Genomic DNA, 17,190 nt, shown 5'->3' with positions numbered 1-17,190 from the left:
GTCAGTGATCTCTGACAGACTCCGCGGCATGGGATTGTTCAAGCAGGCCAAAGAGGCGGAGAGTGCTGGTCAGGCAGCAGAGCGGGCTGACCTGAGCGTGCTTCTCCTGCAGGGCGAAGACATGATCGAAGAACTGGGTCGTGCGCACATGTCCTGGGGCCTGGGGTCGGCGGACCGCTGGGATCTCGACCAGCAGACGGGCATGATCACCTGGACCTTCCCTGACAAGACAGCCACGGCGCCGGCACAGATTCTCGGCAGCTTCAGCCCGGGCTCGGGCTCCTGGCTGTGGGCCTGGGCCAACCAGAGCATCCTGCCCGCCATGAGCCGGGACGCGCGCACCTTCCGGGACTGGGCAGGGGCCAACGGGCATCCCGCTCTCGCCCAGCCGAAGATCGAGGCCGATGAGAAGGCCGCTGCAACGCTCGTGGCCTTGGCAGTTCGGATCACCGAGGCGACCGGCTATTACCGGGGCCCGGGAGGCAACTCCGCCGTCATCATCACGTTCGGTCCGGTCACCCTGACCGCAGCGGACGGCACTGTCTCCGACTTCAACATCAGCGTCAGCTACTGAACTTGATTGGGTGATGTCGGAGCCGTTCGCCTGAGGGTGGGAGGGCCGTTCCGGTAGCCCTGGACTGTGAGATGCGCGCAGGGGGGCGGGCTGACCGACGCCGGGAGGGCCGCCCGGGAGCGGATTCGGCTGCAGGCCGTGGAACGCTTCGAGGGCGGGCAGAAGAATCGGGAGATCGCTGCCGCGCTGCGGGGCAGCGAGCGGTCCGTGGAGCGGTGGCGTCGCCAGTGGCGCGAGCGTGGGAAGGCTGGCGTCCTGTCGAAGGGATCCCCGGGCCGACCGAGGCTCAGTGGTACGCAGATCGCCCGGTTGGAGAGGGAGTTGGAGCGCGGACCGCTGATCCACGGCTGGGTGGGCCAGCGGTGGACCCTGGCTCGGATTAAGACACTGATCGGTCGCCTGTTCCACGTCTCGTACACGGTCGAGGGCACATGGCTGCTGCTCAAGCGGCATGGCTGGTCGTGGCAGCAGCCTGCCCGGAGGGCCATCGAGCGTGACGACACCTCGGTCGACGTCTGGAAGAAGGAGACATGGCCGCGGGTGAGAGCATCGCGGCGGAGCGGGGGGCCTGGATCGTCTTTGAGGACGAGGCCGGGCAGTCGATGACTCCGCCGCGTGCCAAGACCTGGGGCCGCCGGGGCTGCACGCCGGTGGTGCGGGTGCGCGGCCGCGGTTCCGGGCGAGTGTCGATGGTGGGCATGACCTGCTACAAGCCTGGTGAGCGGTCCCGGCTGTTCTATGCGGTCCGGGAGTACACCGGGCGCAAGGACCAGCCGAAGGGCTTCGGCTGGCGCGATTTCCGTGATCTGATCGTCCGGGCCCGCATCCAGTTGGGTGGCCCGATCGTGCTGATCTGGGACAACGTCCGACTGCATCTGGCGAAGCCGCTGCGCGAGTTCATCGACGCGAACGCCGAGTGGCTTACCGTCGTTCAGCTGCCCACCTACGCGCCCGACCTCAACCCAACCGAGGGCGTGTGGTCCTTGGTCAAGCGCGACATCGGCAACCTTGCCGCCGCCAGCCTTGGTCAAGTCACCCGCGCGGTCAAGCATCGACTCAAGAAGCTCCAGTACCGGCCAGACGTGATCGACGGCTGTCTTGCCGGCACCGGCTTGGCCCCTGGGCACGTGACTCTCCAGGGCTGGGCCTGACTGTTTCGCTCGTCCGGCGATAGGAGACGATGCAGCCCACGCCAGCGCACGAAAGCGAGTAACTCAATGACGGAACCTGCTCCGATGGATCTGATCCACCTCGCCGATCCGGATGGGAACCGCTGTATCGTGCGCGTCACAGGACGGTCCCAGCCGGGCGTGCTGACCGGCCACGACATTCTGCACGCGGACGTGCTCGTCTCCGCGAGTTTCGTCGATGCCCGGCTCGACCTTTACCTCTTCCAGCATGACCTGGACTCCTGGGAGCAGGAGCTTTCCAACCTGGGACCAGGCCAGACGGTCAGCATCGGCGGAGACCGCGGCCTGAGCCTCGACATCCACGTGCACGAAGACGGCTGGCTGTCGATCCAGGTCAGCGACCCGGACCGCCTTACGACAGCCCTGGGAACCCGACCCCAGGAAGACTGGATCGCCGAGCATCGCGGGCGCCTGGAACAGGTCCGACTGACCTGGCCCCGCGAAGTCATCGAGACGGCACCAGGAGCTTACGAGTGGAGCCCCGATCGCAAGCGGTGACCACCTGATCCCAGCAACCGACATCACGGCTTCAAGTTCAGTAGCGCCAACGAGCTGGGCCGCAGCCCGGCGCCTGGGCCTGAGTGCCCACGCGCCGAGCGGAAGAATCCTGAGGTCACCTGGCCTTCGCGGTCGCCGTTCCGTTCTTCTCGGTGGGGTTCCTGGGCCGCTTGTTCGGTCGGTAGCTGGGGCCGTTCATGATGACCTGGTGGCTGGTGTTGATCAGCCGATCCAGGAGCGACTCGGCGACGACGGGGTTGGGGAACAGGGGATGCCAGTCGCTGGGTGCCCGGTTGCTGGTGATGATCAGGGATCGTCCCTGCCGCTCGCTGACCAGTTCGTAGAGGTCGTCGGCCTGGATGGCGGTCATCTGGCGCATGGCGAAGTCGTCGAGGATCAGGACGTCGGGGCGGATCAGCTCGCGCATGCGTTTGTCCCAGGTGCGGTCCGCGTGGCCGCCGGCGCAGAGGTAGCCACTCAAACCACTCGAACAGGGAGAACACCGATCCGCGTCGGCGCCTCCAGGCCCCGACCCGCAGTCAGCGTCCCCCTGGGGAATCGTGATCGCAGGGGTGGGGAATTGCGTGACGCTGAAACCACACGGAGCGGGGAATTGCCTGATCGCTGACACTCCAGGACGGCATCCGGGAACGCGCCGTCGCCCACGGTCCCCGACCGCAGCCCGCCCCGGCGACGGCCCCGCCGCCGCACACCCAGCAGCCCGACACTCAGCACACGCCGGGCCGGACCACAGGCCGGACCACAGGAGGAGCCGCGTGAGCACCCCCGGAAGAAACCCAGCCTTGATGACGCCCTCGCCCGCGCCCACGCGGCCCGCGCGAAGATGGCCGCCGCGCTCGACGAGGACCAGGAGTCCGAGTCCGATGATCCCCTGGGGTGGCAGCCGATCTGGAAGCGACCCCGGAAGTCGAACTCGAAGGCGGCGAAGAAGCAGGAAGCGACCCCGGAAGCCGAACTCGAAGGCGGCGAAGAAGCAGGAACTGCGCAAGCAACGGCGGCGACTCCAGGACGCCGGACGGCGCCGCCTCACCGCCGCGCAGTCTCGCCGACCCCGGTCCCGGCAGAACCGAATCGGCAATGCGGCCGCGCGCCGCGACGCCCGCGCCTTGTCCCGGGTGCGGCACTCCAACGCCTGGCTGTGGTGACGACGCCGGGCATCGTCCGCCGAGTGGAGCCCACGATGTTTGCCGAACTGGTCGCTCTCGCCACGATGCAGGCCATACTCGGCATCCTCGTTCTCGTCTCCGCAGGCACCCCTTGGACCACACCACCAGGAGGAACCAGTGCCATACCCGCACCTGCTCACCCCCGGGGAGAAGCTCGCCGACGCGAAGCAGCAGCTGAGCCTCCCGCATATCGTCGTGATCTGCGGCTCCACCCGCTTCATGACCGAGATGAACGAGGCCGATCTGCGGGAGACCAAAGCCGGAAAGATTGTCGTCAAACCGGGCTGTGACATGAAGTCGCCGCACGAACTTTCGTCCGATCCTGTCCAAGCCGAGGCGCTGAAGGCTCGACTCGACGATCTGCACCGGGCGAAGATCCGGCTCGCTGATGAGGTGCTCGTAGTCGGCGACTGCATCGGAGACAGCACCCGAGCCGAAATCGCCTACGCCCGGTCGCTGGGCAAGCCCGTGCGGTTCACGCACCCCGAAGTCGACCCTGACGCCTGACCGCCCGCTGCCACCTCGACAACCAGGGCCGGCAGCCCGCCGCCTGACCGTCTCGCGGTGGCTTCGGCCGCCGCCCCCCACCCCCCTGCAGGCATCCCGGTCGACACCGCGGCCATGGCCCGCGTGGACCAGGCGCTGCGCGCCGTCCTGGACCTGTAGCCCGCAGGCCGGCGCAGCGGCCGGTGACGGGTGGCTCGTCCGGACGGGCGAGCATGAACAGGTCCAGCCAGCGGCAGGAGAGGGATTCGTGCCCGGGCCGGATACGCCTCGGGCCCCGAGGGGTCCGATGGCTTCCCAACGGCCGTGGACGCGGCCACCTCTGCGCACGCTCCCCGTGGGAGATACATGACGCTCCAACCGCCGAACAGGGGGCAAAGATTGATTGTCGACGCGCGCAAACGGCGGGATGCCGCCCCCGTGCGCGTCCGTCAATGGCGGGCCTGGATCTTCAGGTCGCCGCGGGTCTGTACGCGGATGTGGTCACTGGCGAGCATGGCGTGGGGGAAGCCGAGATCGATCGCGCTGACCTCGTCCAGGCGCGCCATCTGGGACGGGGCGAGGTCGACCTCGAGGGCTCCCAGGTTCTCCTGCAGCTGTCCGACAGTTCGCGCCCCGATGATGGGCGCAGTCACCACTGGGTTGTGCAGGGACCAGGCCAGTCCGACCTGTGCAGGGGTCCGGCCCAGTTCCTCCGCGAGTTCCTTGACGACGTCCACGATGGCCAGGTTGCGCTCGGTCACTCCGCCCAGGGCCAGGTTGAAGCTCTTGCGGGCGCTCTCAATCTGGTCGGACGCCGGTGCGGTCAAGTCCTGGCGGCTGTACTTGCCGGTGAGGACCCCACCCGCCAAGGGGGACCACAGCACGGTTCCCAGTCCCAGCTCCTGGGCCATCGGCAGAAGGTCACGCTCCCCGGTGCGTTCCACCAGGTTGTACTCCAGCTGTAGCGCCGTCAGTGGCGACCAGCCGCGCAGGTCAGCGATCGTCTGCATGCGTGAGATCTGCCAGGCCGGGGTGTTGGAGATGGCGATGTAGAGGATCTTGCCTTGGCGCACCAGGTCGTCCAGGCCACGCAGGATCTCCTCCACGGGAGTGGTGGAGTCCCATACGTGCAGGTAGAGCAGATCGATGTAGTCGGTGTTCAGCTGCCGCAGGCTGGTTTCGACCGCGCCGAACAGACTCTTCCGGCTGGCGCCGCCGGAGTTGGGGTCATCGGGCCGACGCAGCGTCGTGTACTTGGTCGCAAGGACCAGACTGTCACGTCGGTTACGGGCGAACTCGCCGAGCATGCGCTCCGAGGTGCCGTTGGTGTAGGTGACCGCGGTGTCGATGAAATTCCCACCCCGCTCGACGTAGAGGTCGAACAGCTTCCGCGCCTCGTCCTGCTCCGCGCCCCAGCCCCAGTCGTTGCCGAAGGTGGCCGCGCCGAGCGCGAGTGGTGAGACCCGCAGGCCGGAACGTCCCAGCTGCCGGTAGGTGTCGAGCGTGAGCGCCATCGTGTTCTCCTGTGAGGTGTGGTTCCTGGCGTGTGTTGCGTGCGGACCGGTCGAGGGCCCGTGGATGCTCATCAGGCGCCGAGCCCGTAGCCGCCGGCCACGGTGACGTCCTGGCCGGTGATGTAGCCGGCGGCGTCCGAGGCGAGGAAGGCGACGACTTCCGTGGCCTCCTGGCTGGACCCGAAGCGCTCGAAGGCGATCTTCGCGCGCATCGCGTCCCGGCCGCCCTGGGGGACTCCCCGCTTGTCGAACAGCGGGGTGTCGGTGACCCCGGGGCTTACCGCGTTGACGCGAATCCTGCGCGGAACCGGTTCGAGCGCGAGTGAGGGCACCATCGCCAGCAGTGCGCCGCGCGTCGCCGCCCCCACCGTGGCGCCAGGGCTGCCGGACGGGAACCGATGCCCCCGGTCAGCACGATCGAGCCGTCGTTCATGGGGGGAAGGGCCTTTTGGAGGGTGAAGTACTGGCCCTTGAAGTTGAGGTCGGCGTGCTCGTCGAACGATTCCTCCGTCACATCGGCAACCGGTGCCGGACGGGATATCCCGGCGTTGAGGAAGAGCAGGTCCAGTGACCCCAACTGTGCCGACACCGCTGACATCAGCGTCGGTGTCAGAGAGCACGCGCGCATCGGATCGGACGACGAGCACGGCGTCGGGAAGCTCGGACCGTGCCCGTGCGAGGGAATCAGCATTCTGTCCGGTGACCGCGACCTGGTCGCCGCGGGAGTGCAGCAGGTCGGCCGTAACGCTGCCGATCCCGGTCGCCCCCGATGATGAGCGCTGTAGGCATGGCAAACCTTTCGCCGCTGAAGCAGTGGACGAGACCATCCATAAGCGGGGACCTCCCTGTTTATCTCACCGTACACTGCCCGGGGACCTCCCCGTTTGTCTCGCCGTACACTGTCCGGGGACCTCCCCGTTTGTCTCGCCGTACACTGACCGGGGACATCCCCGATTCGTTCCCGAGCCTCACTGACTCTCACGATTCGCGAAGGTAATGACACCTCCACGCAGCACCCTGCGCGCCGACGCGCAGCGCAACCGCGAGCAGCTGATCGCCACGGCCGCCGAAGCCTTCGCATCCGGACGCGCGATCTCGCTGGACGCGATCGCCAAGCGCGCTGGAGTGGGGAACGCCACCCTGTACCGGCACTTCCCCACCCGAGAGGACTTGGTCGAAGAGGTCTACCGGGGCCAGATCCGCCCCTTGCGCGAGGACGCGCGCACTCTGCTGGCTACCGAGCCGCCCGCACAGGCCCTCCACGCGTGGATGCTCCGATTCGCCGACTGGGTCGGCGAACGACGCGGCATCTGCGAGGCCCTGGTCGCCATGAGCGCTTCCGGCCGCTTCGGTACCGGACCGGTCTGTGACGAGGTCCAGCAGGTCCTGGCGATGGTGCTCGAGGCCGGCGTCACAGCAGGAGAACTGCGCAGCGACATCGACCCGACCGACGTAGGCAGCATCCTCGCCGGTTTGCTCTCCGTGGCCGGCGCACCCGAGCAGCGCCCCCAACTGAACCGCATGCTGGACGTCGTCGTCGACGGACTTAGGCCCCGCTAAGCGATACGTCAGCGGTTCGGAAAGGCGTCGGCCTATGCCGGACGACATGGCTGCCGCCGCGGCGGTCGTGCTGCCTCAGCTTGTTCCGTTCACCGCGGCGCACGCAATGGATGAGCTGGACTGGAAAAACGTGGACCGGCCGGTGGCCCACGCTGCCGCGATCGCCTGGCACGCGGCGAAGGCCGGGGAGCCGCTGACCGTCCTGTCGCTGGAACCCGAGCTGTACGCGGGTACCGGAATCACTCCGCTGAACGCCACTTGACCTGCGTCTTCTCCGACGAAGGGACCGATTCTCGCGGAAGACGCCTTCTTTGCCCATCACGTCGGGACCTGAAGCGCGTGATCGTCAGTTTCCGGTGTCGAGTCGGATGTGATCGATGTCGTTGTCCAAGAAGGCGGTCAGGTCCTGGGCTTCGGTGTAAACGGCTTCCTGTTCCAGGGCGGTGAGGGGGCGCAGGGAGCTGATGTGGAGTTGGTGGTCGCGCATGGCCCAGGTGGCGGTGACGCGTCCGTCAACAAGGACGGTGCGGTGGCCTGCGACGGACAGACCGAGGTGGGGGGCGTCGATGATGCGGCTACGGTCGTGGTAACCGAGGATGGCGTTGTCGAAGGCCGGGAGGAACCGCACGGGGGCAGGGGTTTCGGGGTGGGGGCGGGGTGCGTCGGGCAGGTCGAGCAGTTCGCGGCCGCGTTCGTCACGGAAGACGACGAGTTCTTCGCGGGCGGCTTTGATGGCGGCGGGAAGGCCGGCGAGGCCGCACCAGGCACGTAGGTCCGTGCTGGCGGCGGGCCCGTACGCGGCGAGGTAGCGGTGCAGTAGTTGCTGTCCGACGAGATCACTGCCATCGGCGGGCAGGGGGTCGATGTCCCGTCCCAGCCAGGTGCTCAACGGCAGGTTGCGTACGCCGGCGCTCCGGTGCCACAGGCCGCGGGGCGGGAGTTGGGCCATGGGGATGAGGGCTGCGATGAGCAGCTCGCCCAGGACACGACGTGGTGGGCCGGGCCAGCGGTCTTCGAGAGCTTGTACGAGCTCGGTCATGGTGCGGGGCTGCTGGTCGGCCATGACCGCGCGGCCGGCTGCGGCGACCTCGTCCACGTCGATGCCGGCCAGTTCACGCCGGTAGGTCCCCAGCACTCGCTGGCGCAGCATTGTGTCGTGGCGGGCTCGCCAGGCGAGCGCGTCGTCGGCGGTGACGAGGTGGACGGTGCGCCGCATCAGGTGGGTGCGCACCATCGCGCGACCGGTCAGCGCATCGTCCAGTTGCTCGGGCTTGAAACCGGACAGGCGGGACCACAGCCCGGTGAAGGGTTCCTGAGGATCCTGTGCCTGCAGGCCGCACAGATGGGCCACTGCCTCCGATGCGGATGTGTCGCTGCGCTTGAGCAGGTGCTGGCGGGCGAGGGTGGCGCGATTGAGGGCGCGGGCGTCAAGGACGGTCACGGCATCCTCACGCGGCGGCTCGCCCGTGGGACGGGCGTCGGCGCAGGTCCGTGTGAGTGAGGGAGGGAGGGAGGTGTATAGGAGACGTCCAGCGGGCCGATGTCGGTTTCTTGCGGTAGCGGCCAGTGAGCAGGCCCATGGCCAGCGGGCTCCACACCAGAACGCCCAAGCCGTAGCGGTGGCAGGCGGGCAGGATCTCCCGCTCTATGGCGCGGTTGAGAATGGAGTAGGGGGGGCTGCTCGGTGCGCAGGCGGTGCAGCCCACGCCGCTGGGACACCCATTGGGCCTCGACGATCTCCGAGGCCGGGAGGTTGGAGGAGCCGATCGCCCGGACCTTGCCGGCCCGCACGAGGTCGGTGAGCGCGGAGAGGGTCTCCTCGATGTCGGTGTGCGGGTCGGGGTGGTGGATCTGGTAGAGGTCGATGTATTCGGTTTGCAGCCGCTTCAGTGAGCCCTCGACCGCCTGGACGACCCAGCGCCGGGAGCTGCCGCAGCGGTTGGGCTCCTGGCCCATCGGTCCGTTGAACTGGGTCGCCAGCACAACCTCGTCGCGGCGTCCCTTGAGGGCCTTTCCGGCGATCTCCTCGGTCTCGCTGTAGCCGTAGACGTCGGCGGTGTCGAGGAAATCGATGCCCGCGTCCAGCGCCCGGTGGACCATGCGCACGCAGCCGTCGTGATCCGGATTGCCCATCGTGCCGAACACCATGGTGCCCAGGCAGTAGGCACTGACTTCGATGCCGGTCCGTCCCAGCTTCCGCATCCTCACGGTGGCCCGTTCCCTTCCGCTGCTGCACGTGTTCGATGCCTGCACCGTCCGGGTCCCCGTGGGGGTGGCCCGGACGGCGCAGGCGTGTCAGGTGGGTCGCTCGGTTCAGCCGTTGTACGGAGCGGTGACGTCCAGGACCCAGGTGACGCCGAAGCGGTCGGTGAGCATGCCGTACAGCGGCGCCCACTGCGCGGGCTCCAGCGGGCTCACGATGGTCGAGCCCTCGGCGAGCTTGTCCCACTGGGCCCTGATCTCCTCGGCGTCGTCTCCACGCACGGAGACGAAGAACGAATTGTCACCCCGGTTCCAGGGCAGCTTGGAGGGCACGTCGTAGGCCATGACGTGGAAGCCGTTGTCGCCGACCACTTCGCCCCACATCACCCAGTCCGCCTCGCTCTCGTTCTGCACGGCGCCCGCGTCCTTGTAGGTGACTGCGACGGTGCGTCCACCGAAGACGGACTGGTAGAAGTCAAGCGCCTCACGTGCGGTGCCCCGGAAGTTCAGGTGAGTGGTGGTCGTGACGGACATGGCCTGCTCCTTGCCTCAGTGACTGATGGGCGCCGTCGGTTGTTGATGCCGAGCGGCGGCTGCCGTGACCAGGAGCGATGCCTCCCGAACGGCTCGTTGGCCACGATGGCAGAGGTAGAGGACAGGATGTGTCCGGTACTCCAAGGATTATGGGTGTCATGCATAAGACGTCCGCCCGGCTGCTCGCGCTGCTCTCGCTCCTTCAAACGCCCCGTGACTGGTCCGGCGATGATCTCGCCGAGCGTCTAGGCATCACGTCGCGCACGCTGCGCCGTGACATCGACCGCCTGCGCCAACTCGACTACCCGATCAAGACCCTCAAAGGACCGGCCGGCGGGTACCGCCTCGAGGCCGGCACGCACCTGCCGCCCATGCTGTTCGACGACAACCAGGCCGTCGCCCTGGCCGTCGCGCTGCAGACCGCGGCCGCCGGCACCACCGTCGCCGAAGACGCCACCCGCGCTCTGGCCACCCTCCGCCAGGTCATGCCACCCCGCCTGCGCCACCGCATCGACCTGCTGCACATCACCGCCGTCCAACCGCCCGCGGCGGCCGGCGACACCCGCCAGATCGACGCTCAGGTCCTGATGGACCTGAGCCGCGCCATCCACGCCCGCGAGGAACTGCGCTTCGACTACGCCCCGGGGCCAAGCACCTCGGCCGATGACGTCCGCCGCGTACAACCCCACCACCTGGTCACCTGGCGTCATCAGTGGTACCTCGTGGCCTGGGACCTCCACCGCGAGGACTGGCGCACCTTCCGCGTCGACCGCATCCGCCCCCGCACACCCACTGGCCCGCGCTTCACCCCTCGTGACCTCCCCGGCGGCAGCGTCTCCACCTTCATCACCAGCCGATTCCGCGGCAACGACGGCACCACCACTGACTGGCCCTGCCGAGGCGAAGTCATCCTCCGCCTCCCGGCCGCCGATGTCGCGCCCTTCGCCCAGGACGGAATCGTCGAGGAACTCGGCTCCCGTCACTGCCGGCTCATCCTCGGCTCCTGGTCATGGACCGGACTCGCCGCCGCCATCGGCCGCTTCGACACCGATATCGAAGTCATCGGCCCACCCCGACTGGCCACCGCATTCGGGGACCTCGCCTCCCGCTACGCCCACGCCGCCCGCACCACAAGACCAAAGACCAGCCCGGCGCGGTGAGAACAGAACTCACCACGCCGCTCAAGCCCTCCGAACCTCCGGGGCCGACCCAACGACCGCCCTCGACCGATGGCCGCACACGGTAGAGGGCAGGGGCGCGGCCTGAGCCCTCGGCAGTTCAGTGAGCGGGCGAGTGCAGTCCCGTCAGAAGCAGACCCAGCAAGGTGCGGATCGCATCGGACCGTCGATCGGCCTGTGAGGGGCGCAGCGAGGAGATCGCCATCAGGCCTACGCGGACGTCTGTGACGGAGGTCCCTCGCCGCAGGACCCGCAGCCCGCCAGGCCGCCACATCCCCGGCAAGGGCCGCGCTGCTGAGTAAGTGCAGCGGGAGCTTACAAAGCTTGTAACTGCCTCCTCCCATGCCTTTGCACCTCTTTACCCCGATTTCGGGTCGATGCGCCCGTTCGGGTGCTCGTCAGAGTGCGAATGGTCGTTGGGGGGCGGCGACGGCGACCTGTGGACGGTTGGCCGTCTGGTGCGGCAGCAGACCTGCCCCAGGCACGCCCGAGCGACAGCCGCGGGGGCCGCCCGGCGGTACGGCTTCCGAGGTCGCCGCGCCTGCGGGCGGGATGACGCAACGCCTGGACCGGATGGGCGCGCAGGCGCCTGCACGGGCCCGGGTGCGGCGGTAAACCTCAAACCCCGTACGACGCACCGCTGTCAACTTCTCAGGCTCATCGGTGCTGGCCGCTATCCCACGCGATCACCTAGTCAGGTGTTGAGGCTGTAGTGCCGTCAGTTCACCTCGGGTCCGAACCGGCGCTTGTACGCCGACGGAGTGATGCCCGTCTCGCGACGCATCAGCGTGCGCAGGTTGGTAGCGGTGCCCAGACCGCTCCGCCGTGCGACTACCTCGAAACGTGATTCGCCTCGCTCGATCAGTCGGCAGGCCAAGGCGAGCCGTTCTCCTGTGAGCCACATCAACGGGGTCGTTCCCAGCTGTGCCCGGAAGCGGCGGTGCAGCGTGGCCGGGCTGACCGCCGCCCGCGCCGCGAGGTCTGAGATCGTGAGTGGTGAGTCGAGCCGTTCCTGCGCCCAGGCCAGGACGGGTGCCAGGGACTCGTCGGGGAGGTCGGGTAGGGGACGCTCGACGAACTGCCGCTGGCCGCCGTCGCGGTGCGCCGCGAAGACCAGCCGTCGGCTCACGGAGTTGGCAACCTCGGCGCCGTGGTCGCGGCGGACCACGTGCAGGCCGAGGTCGAGTGCGGCCGCGCTTCCTGCGGCGGTGAGGATGTCACCGTCGTCCACGAACAGCACGTCTGATTCGAGGTGGACGGCAGGGAAGCGGAGGCGGAAGGCATCAGCCCACTGCCAGTGGGCTGTGGCCCGGCGCCCGTCTAGGACTCCGGCCTCGGCCAGGGTGAAGGCGCCGCTGCAGAAGCCGATCATGCGTGCGCCGCGCGCGTGTGCCCGTCGGATGGTGTCGAGCACGGCGGGTCGGCGGGGCACCTCGACGTCGGGGCGGTTGGGGACGATCAAGGTGTCTGCTGCATCGGCTGCCTCCAAGCCGGCGACTGCTGTGAGGGTGAAGAATCTGTCTCGCATCGGGGTGGAGGGCTCGGGGGAGCAGAGCTGGAAGTCGTAGAGATCGCGGCCGATCTCCGGCCTGCGCAGACCGAAGATCTCGGTCGCGCAGCCGAGCTCGAACGGGTTCGAGTTCTCGTCCACGATCACGACCACCCGATGTACGCCTGCCGCGTGAGCTTGGTGCGAGGATTCTTTCGCCATGTGCAATTCCTAGCACTCACGCTGCCCATGCGAAGCTGCGGAGGATGAGGCCATGAGCAACCAGCCGATCTCTCTTAGCCAGGCCCTGGCCTCCTTCGATGCACTATGGAGTCCGCGCATCGTCACGCGCGTCAACGACTACGACGTCCGGGTCGCCAAGGTCGAGGGCGAACACATCTGGCACGTCCACGACGACACGGACGAGTTCTTCTTGGTGCTCGACGGGGACCTGCACATCTCCTTGCGCGAGCCCGAGGGTGAGCGCACGGTCCTGCTGCGGCAGGGGGCGGTCTTCACCGTCCCCGCAGGTACGGAGCACAAGCCGTACGCGCCGTCCGGAGCCGCGATCCTCATGTTCGAGCCGACCGGGACGCCGACCGTGGGCGACCGCCACGACGAGATCCCCTCTCACGTGGACGCAACGACCGGACACATCCTCGACGCGTGAGCAGACAGGCAGAAGTCGGGACCACCAACGGGTGACCTTGCCGCAACCCAGGCATGAACGCGGGGACTCCTGACCAGCTCGGGATTGTCAGCCCCTCCAGCAACCCCACGACGGACGCCACCCGACACCTCCACCGACGAGACAACCCGAAGGCCCCGAGCCTTCCTCGCTGATCCCGCATCATGCCTGAACTGCGGAAACGCGCACATCAAGTTCGGTACGACAACGGTTTCTAAGTGGTTCGCGGTTTGCGGAGGCCGTGGTCAGTGACCGCCGCTCGGGGGCTGGCAGCCGGTGCCGTCCGGGTAGCCGCCGAAGGCCTTCGCCTCGATGGAGTCACCGCTCATCGTGCCCTCCACACACCAGGGGGAGGATCCGATGTCGACAAGGAAGCCGACCCCGGTGGACCCATCCTGGTATGCCTGTATCTTCCCGGCGGAATAGCCGAGGCTGGTGAGTGTGTCGCGGACGTCCTGCGGGGCGAAGTCACCGCGCCGACGCAGCGGTTCGAGTGCCCTCGTGACACGTGCGACGGCGGTGAGCCCGTCGCAGCGGCTCTGACCGTGGAGCGGGAGGGGAACTCGAAAGCCGTGGTTCTCGGCGTAGTGGTCGGTTGGCGGCGCGGTCGGGCTGGGGGTCGTGGCGTCCGTGGGTGCCACCGGCTTTGGGCTTTCGCCAGGGCAGGGGAAGTCCGTTGGCGTACCCGGTGTCGATATGCCGGTCGGCGTCGGATGCGAACGCCGGTACGCGTCGGCGGTACTTCCTGCCCGCTGCGTTCCGCACCCCGCCGCCAGCAGGACCACCACTGCCAACGGCAGCATCCCGAGCCGGGCTCTCGAGAACAAGCCGGCACTGATCAGACGGAAGGCAATGGCCTTCAGGCGCTCCACCGTGCGTTTGTCAGCCTCCCGCTGATCCAGTCCCACCTCAGCCGCCCGCTTCAGCGCGTGCTCGTCCATGACCTTCTCCCCTGATCAGTCAGCCCCTGCAGAATGCCAGAACGACGGCTGCCCACAGGGCCTGGCCCATCTGCTCGGTGTCCTCCACCTCGAGCGCTTCGGCCCCTCGTGCCCGCGCATGGACGGCACCCCGCGCGAAGCCGCAACCACACCGCGGGTGGGGAGCCGGCCGTCCAGGGCCCGGCGCAGCGTGCACGCGGAGACGGGCGGTCCACCGCTACCTGTGGGAGCGGGGCGCGGTGCTGTTAGCGCCCGCCACCCAGACGTCCTCGCAGCTCAACGCCGTGAACGCCCTCGGATCCGCAGCGAGAAAGGCATCCGCTGGGGCAGCAGGCCACTCCGAGTCGCAGCCTGACCAGCCCGGCGAAACCATGCGGTCACAGCACTAGCTTCGGCTACGCATCATCGACATCAGCAGCCCGTGGGTCTCGTCGTCGGCGGCGACCACAAGCCCACGACCTGCCTCATCGATCGGGGCACCGTCGATCCCGGTGACAACGCAGCCAGCAGCCCGGCACAAAGCGATGCCGGCCGCGAAGTGCACGCTCCTGGAGAGGTCACCGCCATCGGTGACATACGCGGCGCGCTTGCCTGCAGCGACCCAGGCCAGCGCCAGGGTCGTGGACACGACCCGAGGCCGGAAACGTTCGGCGAACACAGGGTGGGCCAGCAGATCCACGGCCCGGAATCCGGGTGCACTCGGGAACGGCGGATCCAGGTTGACGTCCACCAATCGGGTAGCGGGCGAAGGCGCCAGTAGCGCGTCGTCGGCCCCGTCATGCCGCACCCAGGCGGTCTCCCCGTCGGTGAAGAAGACCTCGCCGCTGAACGGGTCGGCCACCGCCGCCGCCCCATCACGCAGGGCCACGTTGACGGCCACCAGCATGTTGCCAACGGCGTAGTTCAGCGTGCCACACAGGGGATCCACCAACCACTGGCGCACAGCGCCGACGGCGCCCTGCTGCCCGCCTTCCTCGCCGAGCACCGCGTCATAGGGGCGCGCGGCACAGATGACGTCAAGGATCACCGCACTCGTGATCGTCGTGGCGCTGCCGGCCGCCGCCGGCGCGGGCAAGCTCGCCCGCATGGACGGCGCCACCTACCCCGCCGCTCTCACCCGCGCCGCCGTCACCTTCGCCGCGGTCATCACCCTCACCGCCACCGTGACCAGCGTCTACGCCACCCTCCTGGCCTGACCGTGCTCGACTACGTGCCTGACAGTCGCGGATCTACGCCGGCCTTCCTCGGCGGTTCGGGAGCACTCGGCAACGGCTGCCGCCGCCTGCGCACGCCACGCAACGTCCGCGCGGCCTCCGGCCGCCTCGCAGGTTGAGCCGACCGTGCGGCGCAGGGCGTCGGAGGCGACGGCCCGGACGGCTGCATTCGCATCGGTCAACAGCGGGGCCAGGGCTGCACGGCGGGGCTGCAGGTCATCGGGAAGATCGGTTGTCAGGCCCGGTAGGACGACGGTGGCAAGCAGAGCGTCCCTGCTGGCGGTGTCTACTCCCGCCGACATCGAAGGTGAGACGGTCTCCGCCCACAGCGGGGTCTGCCAGGAGTGCTGGACGGCAGTTGCGGCTCGCTGCCGCTGGAGTGGTGATCCGGAAGCCCACTGCCGTACAACGTCCCTGCCCATGCCTGCGTTCCCGCACCAAGCGCTAACAGGACCCGTGCGGCGGCCCGTTCCACGCTGTCGCTGACCTCGACCGCGGCACGGGCCTGGTCCATCTGCTTGAGGAAGGCGCTGACCACCTGCTCCCGTTCGAGCCGGGTCCACAGTTCGAGCGCGCCCTCGGGGTCTTTTCGGTCGTGCAGCCGGGATGCTGCCTCCAGGAGCGTGGCCGCAATCTGGAAGCCGAGGTGCGCCCGGGCGGGGTGCCCCGCCCGCTAAAACGGGTATCTGTCGGCTGTTCGGGCACACGAGACGTCATGCACGGACTACATGCGCGTCCCATCAGCAGCAGTCTCACCGCCAAGGTCTCCACAGCCGCGACACCGCCGCACGGTCACGACGGCGCCAAACACTCACGCCGAGGCCGACGCACCGGCCGCCTGCGCCGCCGCGTCCTCGCCTACCGGGCAATCGATTTCCTGTCCACGCACATCCCGGACGACCCCGGCCCGGGCGACGAATGCCTGCTCCTCGTGCACACCCGCCAGGTCGTCGGCCAGGTCCGGTACCGGATCTGCACCGACTGCGCCCAGGGTGTCATCACCGCCGTCGTCATCGACGAGCGCTTCCACAGCACCGGCCTGGGCACCCGTGCGCTGTCACACCTACGGTCCCGCCACCCGGGACTGACCTGGCGCAGCACGCTGAGCAAGCGCACCACCCGTGATCTCCTGCGCCGGATGCGCATTCTCACAACCACTTCTGCCACGCCCTGCCCCCACGTTCATCAGACACTCTCTGCCCCGGCCGGCCCGATACTCGCCAGCGGCTGACCTCAATGCTCAGCGGCCACAGCGCACCTGTCGGCGCAGCAGGTCATGCATGCTCTGTCGTCGTCGCGCCACTTGGTGAACCGGTACATCGCCGCGCCGCGCGGGGGAGCCGGCATGGGCGAGGGGTGGCAGGGCATCCGAGGTGAAGGGGGTGGGCTGACCGCGCTTGCGGTGCCGCTCGTCGACGTCAAGAACCTCTTAGGGGTGAGAAGGTGAAGGGTTTCCGCAGCTTCATTCTGCGTGGCAACGTGGTCGACCTGGCCGTCGGGATCGTCATCGGGGCGGCGTTCACCGCCGTGGTGAACGGCTTCGTCAGCGCCTTCCTGACCCCACTCGTCGGGCTGGCCACCGGCGCCACGGGCGACATGAGCCGCAAGACCTTCACCGTAGGCGCCACCAAGTTCCCCTACGGCGCCTTCGTCAACGCGGCGATCAGCTTCTTCCTCCTCGCCAGCGCCCTGTACTTCCTGGTCGTGCTCCCGATCAACAAGCTCCACGAACGCCTCGCCCCGCACCAAGACGTCCAGGCCCCCAAACGGGACTGCCCCGAATGCCTCAGCCCCGTACCCGCCCAGGCCCGACGCTGCGCCTCCTGCACCGTCTCCCTGCCCGCCGTACCGGCTCAGGCCGGAGAGACAACCCAGCGCGCCGGGTGACCCGACCTCCATGGCCCGGCCCGGGCTGCCGGGGACGTCCGTGGTGAC

21 protein-coding genes and 3 pseudogenes are annotated in these 17,190 nt (G+C 68.4%); 14 read left to right on the top strand and 10 right to left on the bottom strand.

Annotated features, from left to right (window positions below; translation table 11 throughout):
• Window positions 1-28 precede the first annotated feature (28 nt).
• The 4 genes from ACGFT1_RS31260 to ACGFT1_RS31245 all read left to right on the top strand — a co-directional run bounded on the left by ACGFT1_RS31260 (window position 29) and on the right by ACGFT1_RS31245 (window position 2,262).
• The gene (locus ACGFT1_RS31260; protein ID WP_373912342.1) at window positions 29-574 is read left to right on the top strand and encodes a DUF6882 domain-containing protein; all 546 of its coding nucleotides are present in this window, start codon (window positions 29-31) and stop codon (window positions 572-574) included.
• A gap of 66 nt (window positions 575-640) precedes the next feature.
• On the top strand, window positions 641-1,180 hold the full coding sequence (locus ACGFT1_RS31255) for a winged helix-turn-helix domain-containing protein (protein ID WP_373912341.1): 540 nt from the start codon (window positions 641-643) through the stop codon (window positions 1,178-1,180).
• Window positions 1,105-1,725 carry a transposase gene (locus ACGFT1_RS31250; protein WP_373912340.1) on the top strand — a complete coding sequence of 207 codons (621 nt, stop codon included), beginning with the start codon at window positions 1,105-1,107 and terminating at the stop codon, window positions 1,723-1,725. Before ACGFT1_RS31255 ends, ACGFT1_RS31250 begins: the two co-directional genes overlap by 76 nt.
• Before the next feature lie 84 nt (window positions 1,726-1,809).
• Window positions 1,810-2,262 carry a DUF5959 family protein gene (locus ACGFT1_RS31245; protein WP_373912339.1) on the top strand — a complete coding sequence of 151 codons (453 nt, stop codon included), beginning with the start codon at window positions 1,810-1,812 and terminating at the stop codon, window positions 2,260-2,262.
• Between the two features lie 115 nt (window positions 2,263-2,377).
• Here the strand turns inward: ACGFT1_RS31245 and ACGFT1_RS31240 are convergent, their stop codons facing one another.
• Window positions 2,378-2,893 carry an ATP-binding protein gene (locus tag ACGFT1_RS31240; protein ID WP_373912338.1) on the bottom strand — a complete coding sequence of 172 codons (516 nt, stop codon included), beginning with the start codon at window positions 2,891-2,893 and terminating at the stop codon, window positions 2,378-2,380.
• A gap of 213 nt (window positions 2,894-3,106) precedes the next feature.
• Here ACGFT1_RS31240 and ACGFT1_RS31235 point away from each other — a divergent pair.
• Both ACGFT1_RS31235 and ACGFT1_RS31230 read left to right on the top strand, forming a co-directional pair.
• Window positions 3,107-3,428: pseudogene (locus tag ACGFT1_RS31235) on the top strand (hypothetical protein).
• Between the two features lie 138 nt (window positions 3,429-3,566).
• Window positions 3,567-3,956: a hypothetical protein gene (locus ACGFT1_RS31230; RefSeq protein ID WP_373912337.1), complete on the top strand. Its 390-nt coding sequence runs from the start codon at window positions 3,567-3,569 to the stop codon at window positions 3,954-3,956.
• 428 nt (window positions 3,957-4,384) lie between these two features.
• Here ACGFT1_RS31230 and ACGFT1_RS31225 read toward each other — a convergent pair whose 3' ends face one another.
• The 3 genes from ACGFT1_RS31225 to ACGFT1_RS31215 all read right to left on the bottom strand — a co-directional run bounded on the left by ACGFT1_RS31225 (window position 4,385) and on the right by ACGFT1_RS31215 (window position 6,047).
• Complete coding sequence (locus ACGFT1_RS31225) at window positions 4,385-5,449, bottom strand: aldo/keto reductase (protein WP_373912336.1); 1,065 nt, start codon at window positions 5,447-5,449, stop codon at window positions 4,385-4,387.
• Between the two features lie 71 nt (window positions 5,450-5,520).
• A complete protein-coding gene (locus ACGFT1_RS31220) occupies window positions 5,521-5,784 on the bottom strand; it encodes an SDR family NAD(P)-dependent oxidoreductase (RefSeq protein ID WP_373912335.1) in 264 nt (87 codons plus the stop codon).
• Entirely contained in the window at window positions 5,727-6,047 is a 321-nt protein-coding gene (locus ACGFT1_RS31215) for an SDR family NAD(P)-dependent oxidoreductase (RefSeq protein ID WP_373912381.1), read from the bottom strand. The genes ACGFT1_RS31220 and ACGFT1_RS31215 overlap by 58 nt, the downstream gene beginning before the upstream one ends.
• 398 nt (window positions 6,048-6,445) lie before the next feature.
• On the opposite strand from ACGFT1_RS31215, the gene ACGFT1_RS31210 reads away from it, so the two are divergent.
• Window positions 6,446-7,009, top strand: coding sequence for a TetR/AcrR family transcriptional regulator (locus tag ACGFT1_RS31210; protein ID WP_373912334.1), 564 nt, complete (start codon window positions 6,446-6,448; stop codon window positions 7,007-7,009).
• Between the two features lie 34 nt (window positions 7,010-7,043).
• Window positions 7,044-7,271 (top strand): hypothetical protein, encoded by a 228-nt coding sequence (locus ACGFT1_RS31205; RefSeq protein ID WP_373912333.1) that lies wholly within the window; start codon window positions 7,044-7,046, stop codon window positions 7,269-7,271.
• Between the two features lie 84 nt (window positions 7,272-7,355).
• Here ACGFT1_RS31205 and ACGFT1_RS31200 read toward each other — a convergent pair whose 3' ends face one another.
• The 3 genes and pseudogenes from ACGFT1_RS31200 to ACGFT1_RS31190 form a co-directional block, all read right to left on the bottom strand.
• Window positions 7,356-8,450, bottom strand: coding sequence for a winged helix DNA-binding domain-containing protein (locus tag ACGFT1_RS31200; protein WP_373912332.1), 1,095 nt, complete (start codon window positions 8,448-8,450; stop codon window positions 7,356-7,358).
• Between the two features lie 109 nt (window positions 8,451-8,559).
• Window positions 8,560-9,217 (bottom strand): annotated as a pseudogene (locus tag ACGFT1_RS31195) (aldo/keto reductase); the annotation flags it as partial.
• 105 nt (window positions 9,218-9,322) lie between these two features.
• Window positions 9,323-9,745 (bottom strand): VOC family protein, encoded by a 423-nt coding sequence (locus ACGFT1_RS31190; RefSeq protein ID WP_373912331.1) that lies wholly within the window; start codon window positions 9,743-9,745, stop codon window positions 9,323-9,325.
• 158 nt (window positions 9,746-9,903) lie between these two features.
• On the opposite strand from ACGFT1_RS31190, the gene ACGFT1_RS31185 reads away from it, so the two are divergent.
• Window positions 9,904-10,905, top strand: coding sequence for a helix-turn-helix transcriptional regulator (locus tag ACGFT1_RS31185; protein WP_373912330.1), 1,002 nt, complete (start codon window positions 9,904-9,906; stop codon window positions 10,903-10,905).
• Window positions 10,906-11,641: 736 nt separating this feature from the next.
• Here the strand turns inward: ACGFT1_RS31185 and ACGFT1_RS31180 are convergent.
• Window positions 11,642-12,634 carry a GlxA family transcriptional regulator gene (locus tag ACGFT1_RS31180; protein WP_373912329.1) on the bottom strand — a complete coding sequence of 331 codons (993 nt, stop codon included), beginning with the start codon at window positions 12,632-12,634 and terminating at the stop codon, window positions 11,642-11,644.
• A gap of 52 nt (window positions 12,635-12,686) precedes the next feature.
• On the opposite strand from ACGFT1_RS31180, the gene ACGFT1_RS31175 reads away from it, so the two are divergent.
• Window positions 12,687-13,082, top strand: a complete 396-nt coding sequence (locus tag ACGFT1_RS31175) for a cupin domain-containing protein (RefSeq protein WP_373912328.1) — start codon at window positions 12,687-12,689, stop codon at window positions 13,080-13,082.
• A gap of 263 nt (window positions 13,083-13,345) precedes the next feature.
• Here the strand turns inward: ACGFT1_RS31175 and ACGFT1_RS31170 are convergent, their stop codons facing one another.
• Window positions 13,346-14,041, bottom strand: coding sequence for a hypothetical protein (locus tag ACGFT1_RS31170; protein WP_373912327.1), 696 nt, complete (start codon window positions 14,039-14,041; stop codon window positions 13,346-13,348).
• A 247-nt stretch (window positions 14,042-14,288) separates the two neighbouring features.
• Between ACGFT1_RS31170 and ACGFT1_RS31165 the strand changes: the two are divergent.
• Window positions 14,289-14,396 (top strand): annotated as a pseudogene (locus ACGFT1_RS31165) (IS630 family transposase); the annotation flags it as partial.
• A gap of 30 nt (window positions 14,397-14,426) precedes the next feature.
• Here ACGFT1_RS31165 and ACGFT1_RS31160 read toward each other — a convergent pair.
• Window positions 14,427-15,068: an inositol monophosphatase family protein gene (locus ACGFT1_RS31160; RefSeq protein WP_373912326.1), complete on the bottom strand. Its 642-nt coding sequence runs from the start codon at window positions 15,066-15,068 to the stop codon at window positions 14,427-14,429.
• A gap of 7 nt (window positions 15,069-15,075) precedes the next feature.
• On the opposite strand from ACGFT1_RS31160, the gene ACGFT1_RS31155 reads away from it, so the two are divergent.
• From ACGFT1_RS31155 to mscL, 3 genes are all read left to right on the top strand, one after another.
• The gene (locus ACGFT1_RS31155; RefSeq protein ID WP_373912325.1) at window positions 15,076-15,237 is read left to right on the top strand and encodes a hypothetical protein; all 162 of its coding nucleotides are present in this window, start codon (window positions 15,076-15,078) and stop codon (window positions 15,235-15,237) included.
• 733 nt (window positions 15,238-15,970) lie between these two features.
• Window positions 15,971-16,486 carry a hypothetical protein gene (locus ACGFT1_RS31150; RefSeq protein WP_373912324.1) on the top strand — a complete coding sequence of 172 codons (516 nt, stop codon included), beginning with the start codon at window positions 15,971-15,973 and terminating at the stop codon, window positions 16,484-16,486.
• A gap of 212 nt (window positions 16,487-16,698) precedes the next feature.
• The gene (gene mscL, locus ACGFT1_RS31145; protein ID WP_373912323.1) at window positions 16,699-17,142 is read left to right on the top strand and encodes a large conductance mechanosensitive channel protein MscL; all 444 of its coding nucleotides are present in this window, start codon (window positions 16,699-16,701) and stop codon (window positions 17,140-17,142) included.
• Window positions 17,143-17,190 lie beyond the last annotated feature (48 nt).

It is taken from the genome of Streptomyces sp. Y20 (assembly GCF_043195475.1).
In the GTDB taxonomy this organism is placed as follows: domain Bacteria; phylum Actinomycetota; class Actinomycetes; order Streptomycetales; family Streptomycetaceae; genus Streptomyces.
This window is presented reverse-complemented; position numbering and strand designations above follow the sequence as displayed.

What these genes read in the sequence shown, in the direction of transcription:
- ACGFT1_RS31260 (WP_373912342.1), top strand. Translation starts at nt 29, where the DNA reads ATGGGATTGTTCAAGCAGGCCAAAGAGGCGGAGAGTGCTGGTCAGGCA.
- ACGFT1_RS31250 (WP_373912340.1), top strand. Translation starts at nt 1,105, where the DNA reads ATGGCCGCGGGTGAGAGCATCGCGGCGGAGCGGGGGGCCTGGATCGTC.
- ACGFT1_RS31245 (WP_373912339.1), top strand. Translation starts at nt 1,810, where the DNA reads ATGGATCTGATCCACCTCGCCGATCCGGATGGGAACCGCTGTATCGTG.
- ACGFT1_RS31225 (WP_373912336.1), bottom strand. Translation starts at nt 5,449, where the DNA reads ATGGCGCTCACGCTCGACACCTACCGGCAGCTGGGACGTTCCGGCCTG.
- ACGFT1_RS31220 (WP_373912335.1), bottom strand. Translation starts at nt 5,784, where the DNA reads ATGGTGCCCTCACTCGCGCTCGAACCGGTTCCGCGCAGGATTCGCGTC.
- ACGFT1_RS31215 (WP_373912381.1), bottom strand. Translation starts at nt 6,047, where the DNA reads ATGTCAGCGGTGTCGGCACAGTTGGGGTCACTGGACCTGCTCTTCCTC.
- ACGFT1_RS31210 (WP_373912334.1), top strand. Translation starts at nt 6,446, where the DNA reads ATGACACCTCCACGCAGCACCCTGCGCGCCGACGCGCAGCGCAACCGC.
- ACGFT1_RS31205 (WP_373912333.1), top strand. Translation starts at nt 7,044, where the DNA reads ATGCCGGACGACATGGCTGCCGCCGCGGCGGTCGTGCTGCCTCAGCTT.
- ACGFT1_RS31190 (WP_373912331.1), bottom strand. Translation starts at nt 9,745, where the DNA reads ATGTCCGTCACGACCACCACTCACCTGAACTTCCGGGGCACCGCACGT.
- ACGFT1_RS31185 (WP_373912330.1), top strand. Translation starts at nt 9,904, where the DNA reads ATGCATAAGACGTCCGCCCGGCTGCTCGCGCTGCTCTCGCTCCTTCAA.
- ACGFT1_RS31180 (WP_373912329.1), bottom strand. Translation starts at nt 12,634, where the DNA reads ATGGCGAAAGAATCCTCGCACCAAGCTCACGCGGCAGGCGTACATCGG.
- ACGFT1_RS31175 (WP_373912328.1), top strand. Translation starts at nt 12,687, where the DNA reads ATGAGCAACCAGCCGATCTCTCTTAGCCAGGCCCTGGCCTCCTTCGAT.
- ACGFT1_RS31170 (WP_373912327.1), bottom strand. Translation starts at nt 14,041, where the DNA reads ATGGACGAGCACGCGCTGAAGCGGGCGGCTGAGGTGGGACTGGATCAG.
- ACGFT1_RS31150 (WP_373912324.1), top strand. Translation starts at nt 15,971, where the DNA reads ATGCACGGACTACATGCGCGTCCCATCAGCAGCAGTCTCACCGCCAAG.